Here is a 16,822-nt window from a genome sequence, read left to right as displayed (position 1 = left end):
CTCATTAAAATATTGTTATCGTTGTTGCAATATTAGGATATAGATTGCCAATAACCGTTGCTATAATTTTAATATACAAGTTCATATGCACTTGTAAAATATAAATTTTTAGAACATGGGGGATGTAGGGGTGAAGGAACATACGTTAGAGACGCCACGCAAAGGGCGAGCCATCAAAGTGAGACAACGCTGGAATATGCAACGGAACTGGTCCTTGCACATGATGCTTATACCTGCGGTTTTGCTGGCTATTGTATTTCAGTACATACCAATGGGCGGGATTGTGATTGCTTTCCAGGATTTTAAACCGTACCTCGGATTTACCGAATCCAAATGGGTAGGTTGGGATAATTTCAAATATTTATTTTTATACCCTGACGTGGGCCAGGTCATCTGGAACACACTGGTGATTGCATTTTTCAAAATCATCGCGGGCTTGGTTGCTCCATTCCTGTTCGCCATTTTGTTGAACGAAGTTCGTTTAAATGCTTTTAAAAGAGTCAGTCAAACTCTCGTATATCTGCCACACTTTCTGTCATGGGTTATCCTGGGCGGAATATTGCTTGATATTCTTTCGCCGCAAGGCGGTATGGTGAATAAACTGGTGGTTGCACTGGGCGGCGATCCGATCTTTTTCCTCGGGGATGGAACATGGTTTCGGATAACACTGATTGTTAGTGATGTTTGGAAGGAATTTGGCTTCGGAACGATAGTATTCCTGGCTTCTCTGTCTGGCATTAACCCGGCGCTCTACGAAGCGGCCGAAGTGGATGGAGCGAACCGATTCAAGCAAACGCTGTTCATTACGATTCCTGCACTGATGCCGATAACGATTGTACTTATGACACTCTCCATCGGGAATATTCTGAATGCTGGCTTCGATCAGGTGTTCAACCTGTACAATCCACTCGTATATGACAAAGGCGACATCATTGATACCTTCGTATACCGACTTGGTATCCTGAACGGCAAGATGAGTTTTGCAACAGCAGTAGGATTGTTCAAATCTGTCGTAGCTACCATTCTGATCGTTATTTCATATCGCATGGCTTACAAATTGGCGAACTATCGCGTGTTCTAGAGAGGAGAAAAGGGCTTTGTATTACAAAACAAAAGGTTATCGAATATTCAGCGTTGCCAACTATATTTTCCTGGGTGTATTATCCTTGCTTTGCATTTTGCCTATCATTCATATCCTGGCCGTATCATTCAGCAGCATGGCACCGGCCTCATCGAATCTTGTCGGCTTCTGGCCCATTGGTTTTACGACAGATGCGTATGTGAAAACGTTCGGCAATTCAAACTTTATTAACTCCTTGCTGGTTTCGGTCAAACGAACAGTAATCGCAACCGTGATCGGTATGGTGATTATGCTTCTGACAGCATTTCCACTGTCGAAGGAAGATCTTAATTTCAAAGGACGCTCGCTCTACACTTGGTTCTTTGTATTCACGATTTTGTTCAGCGGGGGTCTGATTCCGAGTTATATCCTGATTCAGAAGCTTGGTCTGATGGATACGATCTGGGCGTTAGTACTGCCGGGAGCTTTGTCTGTGTGGAATGTTATCCTGATGATGAACTTCTTTCGCGGGCTGCCTAAAGAGCTGGAGGAAGCGGCTTATCTGGATGGTGCAGGTCACATCAAAACGCTGGCACTTGTATACATACCGTTGTCCATGCCAGCGATTGCTACATTGTCTTTGTTTACCATGGTTGGTCAGTGGAACTCTTGGTTCGATGGCATGATCTATATGTCCGATGTCAAAAATTATCCGCTGGCTTCCTTGTTACAAACCATTATCGTGCAACAAGACCTCAGCAAAATTAATGTCGATCCATCCATGCTGGAAAATGTTTCTCAGCGTACGGTTCGCGCAGCACAGATTTTCATCGGGGCATTGCCGATCTTGGTCATATATCCATTCTTGCAACGCTTTTTTGTCAAAGGTATCGTCATTGGGGCAGTGAAAGAATAGTTCTGCCCTGCAAGTGACAACACATTCGAAGGGGGAATATGGGTGAAAAAAGGGTTAGCTTGTCTCGTAGCAGGAAGCATGATCGTTTCACTAACCGCTCCGGCATTAGCCGGAGCTGAACAGGGGAAGCAACAAACAGCAGCGGAGCAGGTACAGGCGTCAAGCCTGCTTCGGGCCCCGTACAAAGATCTGCAGGGACATTGGGCTGAAAATGCGGTAATGCGTATTCAGAGCATGGCACTAACCAAAGGTTATGCCGATGGCACATTCAGACCAAGTGAACACATCAGCCGCGCCGAGTTTGTTGTCATGCTCGATCGGGTGTTCGGATTCGCGGGTGGACCCGGCGTGGCACCGTACGCAGATGTTAGTGAAAAAGACTGGTATTACGACGCAATCATGCGAGCAAGCGGATCAGGTATTATTCAGGGAACCGATGTGACTCATCTGTCTCCGCAACTTCCGATTAGCCGGCAGGATGCTGTAGTGATGGCAGATCGTGCATTCCAGCTGTCAACAGGTAGTGAGCATGGAACTTCGGGTTCTACATTCCATGATGAGAAAGAGGTAGCTGACTATGCAAGACAGGCGATGAATTATTTTGTGAATAACAAAATTGTAAACGGATACAACGGGGGTCTCGCACCGGAGTCCAACATTACGCGAGCAGAAGCCGCTACCATCATGTCTTCATTAATCGCGGATATTAAAAGTAAACCCGGCACATACGAGTCCAAAGTAGACGGCAATCTGATTATACGTTCAACCGATGTGACGCTGAAAAACACCACAGTTACCGGTAACTTGCTGCTTACAGAAGCCATTGGGGAAGGTACGGTGACCCTTGACGGCGTAACTGTAAAAGGAAGTGTTGTTGTGAAGGGCGGAGGAAGCCATTCCATCGATATTCATAACTCCAAACTAAATCGGGTTGTGGTGGATAAAAACACCAGTCCGGTACATGTTGAGATAACAGGAACAACAGAGGTTGAAGAAATGGTTGTTGAACGTAAGGCTACAGTGGAGTTGTCTGCCGAGAGTGCGATTCATATGTTGAAAGTAAACAGCAAAGCCCGTCATACGGCGATCGACAGCAAAGGTAAAATCAAACGGCTTGACGTAGATGCAGGCAACGTATTGCTTAATGGCAAGGCGATTGCAACAGGTCAGTACAGCGATAGCACTGTGCCCGGAACTGGACAATCTGAACAACCCAAACCCGCTACCCCGAATACTTCTAATGGTAGCACTGGTTCTAACACAGGCGGGAACGGCTCCTCCAATTCAGGTGGAACGACACCATCCGTACCTGGCACGCCGTCAGGTGAAAAGCCGATCCCGGCTACCACCATTCCGGATGAGCAATGGCAGTTGGTCTGGAACGATGAATTCAATGCACCAACTGTGGATACGTCTAAATGGACGGTTCAGGATACGGAGCTTGTTTATAACAACGAATTGCAATACTACAGCCCGAATAATACACGAATTGTGAAGGACGGCAATCGTAATGTACTGCAGATTGAAGCGAAGCGGGAGCAGAAGGGCAGCAAAAATTATACTTCCGGTAAACTGATTACGAAAGAAAAAGGCGACTGGACTTACGGAAAAGTGGTCGTGAGAGCCAAACTTCCTATTCAACAGGGAATGTGGCCAGCAATCTGGATGATGCCTACGGATGAAGCCCATTATGGAGGATGGCCGGCTTCCGGAGAGATTGACATCATGGAGCTGATCGGTGGCAAAAACAAAGATCACGAGATCTATAGCACCATTCATTATGATTCGAAAAAAGCCGATGGCTCTCACGGACATGATCAAGGAAAGTTCACATTGCCTCAAGGTGAATCTTTTGCCGAAAAATATCATGATTTTCAGGTGGAATGGTTGCCTGGCATGATTCGCTTTTATGTAGACGGCAAGCTGCATCATCAGATCAATAACTGGCAGACAACGGCGGCTGGACAGCCGGAAAGCTATACGTTTCCTGCACCGTTTGACCGTCCGTTCTATCTGATTCTCAATCTAGCGGTTGGCGGTGACTGGCCAGGATCACCGGAAGCTGAGTTTGTTTCCGAGAAGATGAATGTGGATTTTGTGCGAGTGTATTCCTATAAAAATATGGATCAATGGCCAGACGTAACTTCAAGCCCGATTGAGCCTGAGAAACAGCGCGAACCGCAAGTGAATGGTAACCAGATTTACAATGAACGGTTTACCCAAGGTGTCGACGCAAGTGGTGCTCCTGCTGATTGGAAGTTCATTACTAATGCAGGCGGAGAGGGCAAGGTTGAAGTCGTAGAGGATGAAGCGAAAGGCAAAGCAGCCAAAGTAACAATCTCCAAAGCAGGAACGGAAACCTATTCGGTGCAGTTAACTCAGATGCCGATGTATGTGAAGAAAAACAAGAAATATAAAATTGAGTTCGATGCCAAAGCTTCGGAGAACCGGGTTATTCGCTCCAAAGTGACTCAGTTTGAGAAAAGCTGGACGAATTATTCAGAAGAAAAAGCATTCTCTGTGACAACGGCTTGGCAGCCGTACCAATATGAATTCAACATGCGCAATGGTTCCGACAACAATGCAAGATTTGAATTTAATCTGGGATTAAACGAAGGCGAAGTTTCGGTGACCAACGTGAGACTTACGGAGATTGGTGACGCCGATCCGCTTCCAGTCGAGCGCAAAGCACTCCCGGATGGCAATTATGTATTCAATGGTACATTTGATCAGGGCAAACAACGGCTTGGCTTCTGGAACACCGAGATTCAAGCAGATGCTGAAGCACAGGTGTCAGTTAATAACTTTTTGAAGTTCCCGATCATGGAAAGACAGCTCGTGGTGGATGTGAAGAAAACGAATAGCCAACCGGAGCAGGTCGCTGTCGTTCAGCCTGGAATGAAGCTGGAAGGGAATACGTCTTATGGGTTCTCATTTGATGCCAAGGCAGATACGACAGGCGTTATGGATATTGGATTATCTACCGATGAGGGCCACAATGTACAAATTAATCAAGGGCAGCAGATTCAGATCGGGTCCGAGATGAAAACATACACTGGTGAAATTGTGATCGGAGAGGGGGAAGCGACAGCAACATCTGCATTGAAGCTTTTATTTGGAGGCAGTTCTGGCAAGGTTTATGTGGATAATGTACGCCTGACGAAACGCGGAAAACCGGTATCAATCCAGAATTATGCTCATATTCCTGCAGCGGATGCGTATGTGATGCAGGGATTGCAGCTTGAAGATTCGGATGAAGGTGGTAAACACGTTAGCTACATGGATGAAGGCGATCTGCTTCAATTCAAAATCACAGCAGCGAACGAAGGGGTGTACGCCTTCTCAACACGTATGGCAAGTGGTAAAGCCGATGCGAAGGTTCGTTTTACGGTCAAGGATGAGCAAGGTAATGAAGTTAAAAGTACCAATCTTGCATTAGGAGATACGGGAGGCTGGCAAAAGTATAAAACCGTATATCTTCCAAAGGTTTCGTTGAAAGCAGGAACAACGTATTACGTCAATTTTGAAGGGAACGAATACAACACACGCTGGTTGGACATTTCACAAAGTAAAGTGAAGAACGGCGAGCTGAGTACAGATGCCACGGGATGGACGCTGCCACAGAGCGTTACTACGGCGACATATAGTACTAACTCTGAGAATGGACTTAGCATGACTTTGCCTGGAACCACGCAGAACTGGTGGGAAGATATTTTACAGCAAGGGCAGCTCTCGCTTGAGGCAGGTAAAACGTATCGTCTGAGCTTTGATGCTTCGGCTTCGGCACCAAAACCGATGCAGGTCGTTGTATCCAAGGCGGGCAGTGATGAAGTGAAGTATTTGGAGCAGGCGGCTGAACTAACAACAACAAAACAGCAACATGTGTACACCTTTACTATGGGAGAGACTGCAGATGAGGCAGCATTGTTAAACTTCGGGCTGGGAAGTCCTGCGGTGCCAACCGGAGAGCATGTTGTATCTATTCAGAATGTGATGTTGTTTGAAGTGAATCCTGGTGCGGATGAGGGAGGTCAGCCGGTCCATGTCAATCTAATTAAAAATGGTGACTTCACGCAAGGAACGAACGGTTGGTTCGCTTATGCAGCCAGTAATAAACCGGAAGACTTGGCCCTCAGTGCGGATAACCAGAAGTTGCAAGCCAGGATCGGTCAAGTCGGGGACAATCCATGGGATCGGCAATTGATCCAGGAAGGTTTTGCGATGCAACAGGGCTACACGTATAAGCTTACGTTCAAAGCGAAAGTGGATAAAGCACGCAAGCTGGGTGTAGGTATTGGTTGGGTGGACGTTGATGCAGGTTATAAGTGGACTGGATTCTATGGTAATCGAATGGATTTGACCACGGAAGAACAAGAATTCTCATATACGTTCCAAGCCAACGAAGCGAGTTATGCGAACAGCCGAATTGTGTTTGATATGGGTAAGATCCAGGGGGATGAGCAAGCAGATACCACGATTACACTGACTAATGTGAATCTGGTTAATATGGGGAAGACGCAATAAAACGTTATTATAAGATGTAAGGGAACGATTGCAATGCGGATGTTTTCAACAGTAAAAGTTGTATCTGTCACATCATTCAAGAAGAGACGAAGCAGAGATTTTCTGCTCGTCCTTTTTGCTGTGTATATCAATGGGATTTCCCTTCCATTGACAAATGAATACGTTCTAATTTATTTTTAAGTATTGTTGACAATCTATTTTTTGAGTTACTATAAATTTATATTATTTTGCCTGTTCATCTGTCAGTCACTTTTAAGGGGTTCCACCTGTGCGCGAAGCTCCTTCTCAAGAACTGTCTACAGCGCCTGATATCTTGCGCCCTTAAAACTTATTCAAGGAGACTGAGTAGAATCATGAAAGTATTAATTGTGGAAGACTCGATTTTTGTGCAGAAATTGATGAGCAAGTTGATTAGCGATCATATTCCGGATTGCGACATTCGAACGGCCCCCAACGGAGAAGATGGATACCAACTCTATCAGGATTTCAAACCTGATTTAATAACAACCGATCTTTTGATGCCAGGGCTGGGTGGTCAAGATATGCTTCGCCTGATTCGAGAGAAGGATCAGAACGTCAAAATTATTATCTTGTCAGCAGATATTCAAAAGGCCACCCGTGAGGAAGTGGAGGAACTTGGTATCTCTGGATTTTTGAATAAACCGTTAACAGCAGAAAGAGCGAATACATTGCTCCAAATGATTCAGGTGGCACATTATGCTGAATGAGATGCAGAAAGACTTGCTTACCGAACTTGTCAATGTTTACGTTGGACAAGCAGCTAACATGCTATCGGAAATTGTAGACAGGCATATTGTTCTCAATATCCCTGAAGTTGAGCTAATCTCTATTAGTGAAGTGGATCGGGAGGATGGGAGGTACAATATTTTATTTGCCGAAGGTCATCTTTTTAGATCATCACTGCAGTTTGGATATCAGTTTCAAGGCAAAGCCTTCCTGATGTTCCCCACCGAGCAGGCCAAAGTGCTGGCAAATATGTGTCTCGGAGAACTCACAGAGAATGTGGATCCGAATGATTGCCGATTAATGGATACTGATCTCGATGTACTGCAAGAGGTTAGCAATGTGCTGCTTAATGCGATAATCGGGGAATTCGGAAATTTCCTCGAAATGAAGCTAGAGTATGTACTGCCTGATATTGAGCTGATTCATGTTACTCGAACTGACCCGCAAATCTTGCTTGAGAACGAAGTGTACATATTGGTGCTGCACACCTCCTTTTTGCTTGCGGACACAGATGTAAAAGGAATTATCGTTATTGCGTTGAGCATGGATTCCATCTCCAGTCTGCTGGATAAGATAGATGCTCTACTGGGAGGATAACCATGGATAATCTCATTGTACAAGCGCTGAACAAAACCAAAATGGGCATTATGATTGTGGACAGACAATTGAAAATTCTCGTCTGGAATGGTTGGTTGGAACGTTTAACAGGTATGTCCGCTGAAGACGTGCTGGGTAAAAATCTGCTCGAGATTTGCCCCAGATTCAAGGCTAATATGTATATGAACATTATACAAAATGCGCTGTATCATGGACAAAGCAGGTTCTGCTCCAGCGCTCTACATAAATCTTTTGTGCTCCCGAAGGATGGAGGAGATGAGAGCTTTTACAGACAGAATCTGCATGTTGAACCGCTTTATGAAAACGAGCATAGTTATGCAATGCTACAGATTAGCGACACAACCAATACGAGCACTCGCGTGTACAAACTCAAAAACCTGATTAAGGAACTGGAGACGGAGTATACCAAGATCAAAGTTTCCGAGAAAATCAGCAAACATCTTTCTCTGCATGATTCCTTGACAGGTCTCCCCAATCGGCTGGCTTTCAAGGATCGACTGGCATGGTCCGTTAGCAATGCACTGAGAAGTGAGACACGTTTTGCCGTAATGTATATAGATACCGACGGATTCAAGCAGATTAATGATACCTATGGTCATGAGATTGGAGATCAGGTTTTGATGGAAGTGTCCCAGCGATTGAAGAGCAATATTCGCAGTACGGATTGCGTAGCAAGACTGGGAGGTGACGAATTCAGCATCATCCTGAACCAGCTTAAGGATGACGATGATGCGGCGATTGTTGCCAAAAACCTGACGACTGCGTTTAAAGCTCCGATTCATGTGAATGCCATTGAAATTCATCTGTCTGCCAGCATTGGCATCAGTCTTTTTCCAAAACACGGGCAAGATCCGACTGAACTTCTGAAGCTTGCGGATATGGCTATGTACAGAATCAAGAAAAATGGAAAGCAAGGCTATGCCTTCTTTCATCCCGAACTGGATCATGTCTGGTGATATATTGTTCATTTTAAGCATCCATTTCCAATCCGTCTCATATTTGCTGTGCCCCTTAAAGTTGCTGTCATGGCAACTTTTTTTGTTATCATTCCATCATTCATTCTACTTTGTTTTATTCGCTTGCAAGCAGGAGTCCTTATAAATCTAACGAAGTAAGAAGGAATAGTTAAACTCAATGGGTTGAATCACAATAATGGCACTTAGAGAGGAAGGCTGTGATTAGAATGAGTTTAGAGATGGAGGAACTGTTTACCGTACATGTGAAGATTGAAAATTCAATCGAGTTAAAGAATGCGGCTGGCGAATCGGTAGTGATGATTACATTTGCAGGACATGTCACTGGAAACTATTTTGAAGGCTCCGTTCGTGAGGGAGGGGTGGATACCCAAATCATTGGTAAAGAGGGAGCACGTCATAGTTTGTCGGCCAGGTATATGTTACAGGGACAGGATTACACGGGACAAGGCTGTGAGATTTACATCGAGAATAACGGATACATCGGTGAGGCGAAGGACGGCAGTCTGTTTCGCACCTCGCCTCGGGTTATCACCAACAGTCATGCTTTATCCACTCTGAACGTAGATGCGCTTATTGGTCAAGGCTATCCAGCGGTGGATGGCGTAGACATTAAGATTTTTAGGGTGAAGCCATAATGTTACATGATAATTTACTCGTAATTGATGCTCATATCGTTTTGTTAAAAGAGCGTTGTCCTTGTGACAGCGCTCTTTTCGTAAATTTCACATGTTTATTTTATAGGTATAAGTCAGCAAATCCTGTTAACCCTATGATTTACTTATAATTCTTCGTACCAGCCAAATTATAAATATAATGAGTGCTAATAGAATAAGTGAACCTGTTATACCAACACTTTGTAACATAAAGGACCTCCTAAAATAAAACATTTTATATTATTATATCATAATGAATTGCAAGCAAAGCCAGAATTTAATATCATTCATTTAACCCTTGACTGTTCGAACAAACAGTTTTAAGATAAGAGTATAAACTGACTGTTCAACCAAACAGTATTGGAGTTGAAATAATAATGTCGAAACCACAGGCAGCGAATCAGGACGAACGAAGAAGTGCTATTTTGCAAGCGGCCTTTACTTTGTTTGGTCAAGTAGGGTATACGAAAGCAACGATGAAAGAGATTGCAGCTAAAGCTGGCGTCGCTCAGGGACTGATCGGATACCATTTTAATACGAAGGAAACACTTCTGGTGGAAGTTGTACGGGAATGGATGATTAACCGTGGCATGAACGAAGCACTACAGCAATTGGATGTGACAGCACCACCCGCAGAGTTACTTCAGCAGGCGCTACAGCATGTCGTTGAATTCCGTAGCACGAATCCGGAGTGGTTCACGCTATTAATCAGTTTGTGGACGGAGAGTGTGAACAACGAAAAGCTGGCTCTGGAGTTAATGAAACTGTACCAGGAGATGAAATCAGGTATCCGATTAATTATTGATCGCATGGAGCTACCGCTGGACGAAACCGAAAAGGAGACCTTCGCAGCCTTGATTCAAGCTGTGTTCGACGGATTAACGTTACAATCCCCTGTGCTGCTATCAAGCCAGCCGCTCTCACACGAACAAGTATCTCAGGGCATCGGGTGGATGCTGAGTGGAATGAAATCTGCCAATTAAGAACGTTAAAATCAAAATAAATTACATTCAAAGGAGTTCAAATAAAATGACTAGATTATGGATTCGATTAGAGGGTTTACTGGTGCTCGCGGCAGCGACAACGATTTACTTTTACAATGATTACTCCTGGTGGCTCTTCCTGCTGTTGCTTCTCTTCCCGGATGTGTTCATGATTGGCTATGCAGCTAACAATAAACTGGGCGCACTGATCTACAATGTGGGACATACGTACATTATTCCTATGGTATTGTTGGCAGCGGGTTACGTGTTGAAAATGGATGTTCTGCTGTTGATCAGTTTCATCTGGATCGCACATATTGGTATGGATCGTATGTTTGGTTTTGGTTTGAAATATGAAACGGAGTTTAAGGATACCCATCTCCAGCGTGTATAATCTCATAAGGATATCTTTGATAGCCTAGTAGTCTAACTTTTAAAATAGACACCAGAAAAAGGCTGTTCCCCACATCAATTAAGATGTTGGGTGCAGCCTTTTTGAATGGGACAACGAACAGTTTCGCCACATGTAGCATGTCTCACACAGAACGCCTCAAGAAAATCACATCCATAATACGGATGCTCCAATCATCGGTGTCACGACCATACTCACTTTCAGCCAGAAAGCAGACACTCGTTTGGTGAACTTCGCTCCAACGTATGAACCGGACATTGTACCTATCACAACAAGCAGCAGTAACTGCAAGTCCAGATAACCAATCCTCATATATCCGGCCCCCCCAGCTAGTGCAATCGGAATAATGACCAACATTGTGGTTCCGGCGGCATATCGCATAGGCATGTTTAACATCAGCATAAGTCCCAATTGAATAAAAGGTGTGGAGCCAATGCCGAACAGACCGGATAACATACCTGTAACTCCCCCAATTAATAATGCATATACCCAGTATCGCAGACCTTCTCCAAGTATAACAGCCTGTTTCTCAGAACCAGCTGGGCGCCGCGAAACGAGAATCAAACGAAGCCACAGCGCGAGTCCTGAAGCAAAAAGCATAAAAGAAGTCAGCATGCCAAGCCGATCCTCTGGAATATAGGATGACCACCCTGAGCTGACCCAGGCTCCTGTTGCCCCAGCCAGACCAACGATCACACCGGTTTTGAGTACTGCATTTCCCTCTCGGTAATGACTGATTGAACCGGAGAGCGAGGAGAAAAACATCGCTGCAAGCGCCGTGCCAAGAGCAACATGAATGGGATATCCGAATACAACCGTCAGGATCGAGATAATAAAACCAGAACCGCCTGCACCAACAAAACCAAGAAGAAGACCTAGCAGAAACATAACAAGCACGATAGTTATCATTAACATGAGACGACTCCAAACTCTTATTCCTCGGAAAACCATGTCAGACGTTTTCTTGACGAATAGTAATATGAATTTGATTATATCATGCATGATCAGGGCTCTCTACTTGCGTGAGTGCTAAAGGGCATAAGAGCAACAAAAGCGGGGTAAGCCGCGTCTAACCCTTCATGAACAAACTAATTGAACAGGAAGTGAAATGAAGTGCGTTTAACGTATAAAACCATTATGGCCACAGTTTTCGGTTCCATGTTGATCTGGGCGGGGAGTGCCAACGCGGAAACGACCTTTGTTGACCTCCAGCATACGCAATGGGCCAAGGATGGCATTCAGTATATGGCCAAAAGGGGTACAGTTGCAGGATATGGCAATGGCAAGTTCCAGCCGCAGATATCCGTAACTCGAGGACAGGCCGTTACCTTTTTGGTTCGGGAACTTTATCCGGATCAGCTTGAACAGCCAATAGGAAAGTTGAAATATACGGATGTGCCGATAACACATCCTTTTTACCGAGAGATCGCCATCGCTGAGCAGCATGGGCTGGCTGGTGGATTTCCAGATGGCTCCTTTCGACCCAATACTCCGATTAGTCGGGCCGAAACAGCAGCATTTTTGACACGCGCATATCCACTTGAAGAAGGGAATCTGACCGCTCAGTGGACCGATACGGCGAAACATTGGGGGCGGCGCCAATCCAGATCATGAGTTCAAACGGGCTGGTTGGGGGTTATCCCGATGGGACGTATCAACCGGATCGGACGGTGGCACGAGCGGAATATGCCGTATTCATGGCGCGTGTCATTCAATTTGAACGTGAAGCAGCGATTCAGGTGAAGGATTGGAACAAGCTCATTTCGTATATGACCGTTAGTGAGCAGGTAGGCCAGATGCTTATGCCTGATATCAGGCAATGGAACGGCAGAGCGACAACGACTGTAAACGAAGGATTGAAACGCAACCTTCAAGATCAAAATGTAGGCGGACTTATCCTTTTTGAAAAAAATATCGTAGATGCAGAGCAGGTTACAACGTTTACGCATCATATCCGAAACCAGACTGGCGATATACCGCTATTTCTCGGCATCGATCAGGAGGGAGGGGTAATTCGCCGTATTCCTGGCGGCACCAATCTCCCTGGACAGATGGCGCTAGGCGCAACGGGTGACCCGGCACTGGCAGAAGCAGCTGGACGACTGACTGGAGAAGAGTTAAAAGCACTTGGGTTCCAGGTTAATTTTGCGCCTGTGCTTGATGTGAACAGCAATCCCGACAATCCTATTATTGGTATGCGATCCTTTAGTTCGAACGCGGAGCTGGTGACCCAGCTCGGCCTAGCTATGATCAAGGGACTGCACCTGTCTGATGTTATTGCAGGCGTGAAGCATTTTCCAGGGCATGGGGATACATCTGTTGACTCTCATCTGGGGTTGCCTGTGCTTACGCATGCACGCGACCGCCTTGATGCGGTGGAGTTAAAACCGTTCAAGGCGGCAATTAAGGAAGGTGTCGATATGATAATGACGGCACATATTGCCTTTCCGGCGATAGATAACGAGCAAGTAACCTCGCGTAAGGACGGTACACAGGTTCCGCTTCCAGCTACATTATCTCGTAAGGTATTAACCGGCTTGCTTCGTGAAGAGCTGCAGTACAAAGGTCTGATCATTTCCGATGCTTTCACGATGAAGGGGATTAGTGAGCATTTCGGTGAAACGGAAGCCGTTAGACGTGCCGCCGCTGCAGGTGTAGACATCATACTAATGCCACAAGATGTATCCACTGCACATCAGGCACTGATTCAAGCAGTGAATAACGGAACACTTTCCAAGGAACGGGTACATGAGGCGGTACAACGTATTTTGACGGTGAAATCTAAATATCATCTGTTTGAGTCCAGTCCATCCCTGGCTCAGAAGTTAAGTGAGTTGAAAACCATCATTGGATCTGATGCTCACCTTCAGGTGGAGCGTAGCATTGCGGAGCGAGCAGTTACTGTTTTGGCTGGAGCGGAGGACAAGGGAATAGAGACGATTCGAGCAAGCGACCGAGTCGTAATCGTGGCATCCGATGCCAATCAGGCTGAGCAGCTGCAACAACAACTTAAGCAAACCGTAGGTAAAGCTTCCATTCAAACGGAGACAGTTGTCTTGAACTCGAATACTATGAAAACGCTGCTCCAGAACGTAAACAAGGCCGACTATGTTCTTATGGCTTCGTATCAATTCCGCAACGTAGCGAGTCAGTTCCGTTGGGAGGAGATGCAGTTATTCATCAATGAACTGAACCAACGTCAGGTACGTTATACGTTGCTGTCTCTTGGCAATCCCTATGAGATTTTTCATTTGCACAATGTACGCTCAGCCCTTGCCGTGTATGGTAAACAGGAGCCCAACACACTCGCTGCCATCAAGGTACTGCTTGGACAGCTTGAAGCAAAAGGCAAACTTCCAATGGATTCGGAACAGTCCGGCGAATAAACCGATTCTGATCACAATGGAAAAGATCAAATTCTTGCAACAATGTTGTGCACCGATATGAAATTCAAAATGAAGTTTTGCGTCGTAAGCTTATGTAAAACATGAAAAACCTTGCTACCTAATTAAAATTAGATCGCAAGGTTTTTCATGTTTTAAAGCGGGGCAACCGCTGTAGTCATTCATACGTTTAACTATTCATATCTTTGCTCTCGCAAACGCCATTTACTAGGCTTGATCCAATTATTCCGTACCACGAACGATCGGATTCTCCAGCTCGACATGCCCCATCAGGCTCTCGGTTTCCTTGCCGTCAACTAACAGCTGAATACTTTGGACCTCCTCGAACTGGAACAGCGTCTGCTTTAACACATCCAGAAAAAGAAGTTCTCCGCCAGAACCGAGTCTTGCCTCATCCGGAATGTGAATATTTAACGTAAGTTTGCCATCGCTTTCCTGAAAATCAATTGATTCCAGTCCAATGTCACTCCATAACGAAATATATTCCGGGTCATCCGAACGCTGCAATACATCAAACGCCTGTGTATATTTCTCATTGCTGTTCGAAAACTCAATGGTGGCTTTCTTTGTTTTGACTTGAGTAAGTTCAGAATCTACATAACCAACTTCAATGTCCTGCGTCTCTTTTTTCTCTACGTCTGGTACGGAGGGGGAAGAGCCGTTAGATTGAGTCGGATTGGGTGCGGGCTCCACATTTCCGGGGTCTGTGGCAGGTTTGTTACCGCAACCAGCAAGTATGAGCATTATGGCTGTAAGGTAGAGCAGGCTCACGTAGTTTAACTTTTTTCTCATCCTAAGCACATCCTTATCTTCACATTCATTTTTCCGTTACTTCCTCGTTCATCGGGATTGCTGCAGAAACTCCTTGATTCCATCCACGATGGCCTGCGCCGCTGTGTTCTGTACATTTTCAGAGAGCATTGCTTGTTCTTCAGCGAGATTGCTCAGAAATCCGATTTCAAGTAACACAGCTGGCATCGTTGTATCTCGTAGTACTTCCAGATTGCCGTTCTTAACCCCGCGATCCTTAAAACCTAATGCTTGAATCAGATGCCTGTGTACGATATCAGCCAGTGCTTTACTGCTGTTTCGTTTGTAGTAGAACGTTTCGGTACCTGTGGTCAGGGGTGAAGCCTTTACACTGTTTCCATGAATCGATACAAATACATCCGCGTTTAACGTGTTCGCCAATTTTACACGCTCTGGACGGGTAGGGTAAACATCCGTTTCACGTGTCATCACCACTTCAATATCCGGGTCTTGGAGCAGAAGCGCCTGAACTTTGAGAGCAAGTGGCAGGGTGAAATCTTTTTCTTGTGTATTGGAGATGCCGATTGTGCCAGGGTCTTTCCCGCCATGCCCGGCATCAATAACAACAACATGTTTACCACTGTCATTGCCAATAGGGTTGACTGGAATACCAATCGTAGCGATCAGAGCCAAATCGACAATCAGTTTACCGCTGACATATTGAGAATTGACCTGTACATCGCTCAAATTATTCAATTCGATAACAACTCTGACTTGAGCCGGATCTTTTTTGAAAAGGGAGTATCGAACATCTGTCACATTAGCAATACCGCTGACATCAAGCTTACCCATCGTACCTTGCAACAAGGTAGAGCCCATATCACCAAAGGTGGTATTCGGCAGATCCACCACGATACGATCCGGATTCGTTAACCGGGTAATCTGCGGTGTGACCTCTGTGTCAACAGATACAACAAGCTGCTGATTAGCAAAGCTGATATCATTCACTTTGTTCCATACGATGTTATTCCCTACGCCAGGAACAGTGGGAGCAGGGGATGGCTCAGCAACAGGAGGAAGTTCAGTGCTTGTCAGGCCAACAATTTTTTCTTTGTTATTCCAGCTTACGGACAGTCCCATTTCTTCACTGACAAAACGAAGGGGAACAACGACCGTATTTTTGATTAATTGCGGCGCCGTGTTTAGGGTTACTTTTACATTCTGAACTCTGGCTTCTTTCTTACCCACGTTCAGAGAGAGGAGCTTTGCGTTTTGTTCAATGCTCACCTTCTGACTCTTCTGATCCCATTTCACGTTAAATTTCAAATTTTCAGCAACAACACGAATAGGAATCATAACATTGTTGTTTACATTGACAACTTCGACATCTAACGGCAACACAAGCTCCTGACCATCTAAGATAATCTTCGTTTGCGGGGTAGCTGTGGCAGCATGTCCCACATTGGACACGGCGAGCAGAAACAACAAGCTGAACAAAAGTACACTTACGATTTTTCTCATTTTACACCTCTGTTTAAAATTACTTATGACAATATTCTACATTTATTCGAATGGTTCCTGCTTATCATTTTTCTTTTTAATAAACTACAGCATATACCCAAGCAGTAAAAGGAAGACGTGAAATCCAGACCTAGTCTGGAATGGTGAGATATCTAACGGTTCCTTATGGTTGGAATATTAATAGTATTGGATAATTATTACATTGACAGTTTCGCATTTTTCCAAAATAATAGAATCTAATTGAATACTGGTACCTT

Annotated in this window: 14 protein-coding genes; 11 read left to right on the top strand and 3 right to left on the bottom strand. The window is 45.0% G+C overall.

What is annotated here, in order from left to right; all coding sequences use genetic code 11:
- The first annotated feature begins 130 nt into the window (after nt 1-130).
- The 9 genes from ACUTVW_RS08430 to ACUTVW_RS08390 all read left to right on the top strand — a co-directional run bounded on the left by ACUTVW_RS08430 (nt 131) and on the right by ACUTVW_RS08390 (nt 10,872).
- Nucleotides 131-1,081 (top strand): ABC transporter permease, encoded by a 951-nt coding sequence (locus ACUTVW_RS08430; RefSeq protein ID WP_434751160.1) that lies wholly within the window; start codon nt 131-133, stop codon nt 1,079-1,081.
- Between the two features lie 16 nt (nt 1,082-1,097).
- Complete coding sequence (locus ACUTVW_RS08425; RefSeq protein WP_434751159.1) at nt 1,098-1,976, top strand: carbohydrate ABC transporter permease; 879 nt, start codon at nt 1,098-1,100, stop codon at nt 1,974-1,976.
- 42 nt (nt 1,977-2,018) lie between these two features.
- Entirely contained in the window at nt 2,019-6,500 is a 4,482-nt protein-coding gene (locus tag ACUTVW_RS08420; protein ID WP_445645356.1) for a carbohydrate binding domain-containing protein, read from the top strand.
- Between the two features lie 353 nt (nt 6,501-6,853).
- Nucleotides 6,854-7,228, top strand: a complete 375-nt coding sequence (locus ACUTVW_RS08415) for a response regulator transcription factor (protein WP_445645355.1) — start codon at nt 6,854-6,856, stop codon at nt 7,226-7,228.
- The gene (locus tag ACUTVW_RS08410) at nt 7,218-7,844 is read left to right on the top strand and encodes a chemotaxis protein CheC (protein WP_445645354.1); all 627 of its coding nucleotides are present in this window, start codon (nt 7,218-7,220) and stop codon (nt 7,842-7,844) included. Before ACUTVW_RS08415 ends, ACUTVW_RS08410 begins: the two co-directional genes overlap by 11 nt.
- Nucleotides 7,845-7,846: 2 nt before the next feature.
- A complete protein-coding gene (locus ACUTVW_RS08405) occupies nt 7,847-8,821 on the top strand; it encodes a diguanylate cyclase domain-containing protein (protein ID WP_445645353.1) in 975 nt (324 codons plus the stop codon).
- Nucleotides 8,822-9,048: 227 nt separating this feature from the next.
- The gene (locus ACUTVW_RS08400; protein WP_445645352.1) at nt 9,049-9,477 is read left to right on the top strand and encodes a DUF3237 family protein; all 429 of its coding nucleotides are present in this window, start codon (nt 9,049-9,051) and stop codon (nt 9,475-9,477) included.
- 395 nt (nt 9,478-9,872) lie between these two features.
- A complete protein-coding gene (locus ACUTVW_RS08395; RefSeq protein ID WP_445645351.1) occupies nt 9,873-10,478 on the top strand; it encodes a TetR/AcrR family transcriptional regulator in 606 nt (201 codons plus the stop codon).
- 46 nt (nt 10,479-10,524) lie between these two features.
- The gene (locus ACUTVW_RS08390) at nt 10,525-10,872 is read left to right on the top strand and encodes a DUF4260 domain-containing protein (RefSeq protein WP_445645350.1); all 348 of its coding nucleotides are present in this window, start codon (nt 10,525-10,527) and stop codon (nt 10,870-10,872) included.
- A gap of 165 nt (nt 10,873-11,037) precedes the next feature.
- On the opposite strand, the gene ACUTVW_RS08385 is transcribed toward ACUTVW_RS08390, so the two are convergent.
- Nucleotides 11,038-11,805: a sulfite exporter TauE/SafE family protein gene (locus ACUTVW_RS08385; RefSeq protein WP_445645349.1), complete on the bottom strand. Its 768-nt coding sequence runs from the start codon at nt 11,803-11,805 to the stop codon at nt 11,038-11,040.
- Between the two features lie 198 nt (nt 11,806-12,003).
- Between ACUTVW_RS08385 and ACUTVW_RS08380 the strand changes: the two genes are divergently transcribed.
- Both ACUTVW_RS08380 and ACUTVW_RS08375 read left to right on the top strand, forming a co-directional pair.
- Nucleotides 12,004-12,504, top strand: coding sequence for an S-layer homology domain-containing protein (locus tag ACUTVW_RS08380; protein ID WP_445645348.1), 501 nt, complete (start codon nt 12,004-12,006; stop codon nt 12,502-12,504).
- Entirely contained in the window at nt 12,501-14,276 is a 1,776-nt protein-coding gene (locus tag ACUTVW_RS08375) for a glycoside hydrolase family 3 N-terminal domain-containing protein (RefSeq protein ID WP_445645347.1), read from the top strand. Before ACUTVW_RS08380 ends, ACUTVW_RS08375 begins: the two co-directional genes overlap by 4 nt.
- Before the next feature lie 240 nt (nt 14,277-14,516).
- Here the strand turns inward: ACUTVW_RS08375 and ACUTVW_RS08370 are convergent, their stop codons facing one another.
- The gene (locus tag ACUTVW_RS08370; protein ID WP_445645346.1) at nt 14,517-15,086 is read right to left on the bottom strand and encodes a GerMN domain-containing protein; all 570 of its coding nucleotides are present in this window, start codon (nt 15,084-15,086) and stop codon (nt 14,517-14,519) included.
- A 48-nt stretch (nt 15,087-15,134) separates the two neighbouring features.
- Nucleotides 15,135-16,565: an N-acetylmuramoyl-L-alanine amidase gene (locus tag ACUTVW_RS08365; protein WP_445645345.1), complete on the bottom strand. Its 1,431-nt coding sequence runs from the start codon at nt 16,563-16,565 to the stop codon at nt 15,135-15,137.
- Between the last annotated feature and the right edge of the window lie 257 nt (nt 16,566-16,822).

It is taken from the genome of Paenibacillus sp. TSA_86.1, assembly GCF_052691815.1.
This window is presented reverse-complemented; position numbering and strand designations above follow the sequence as displayed.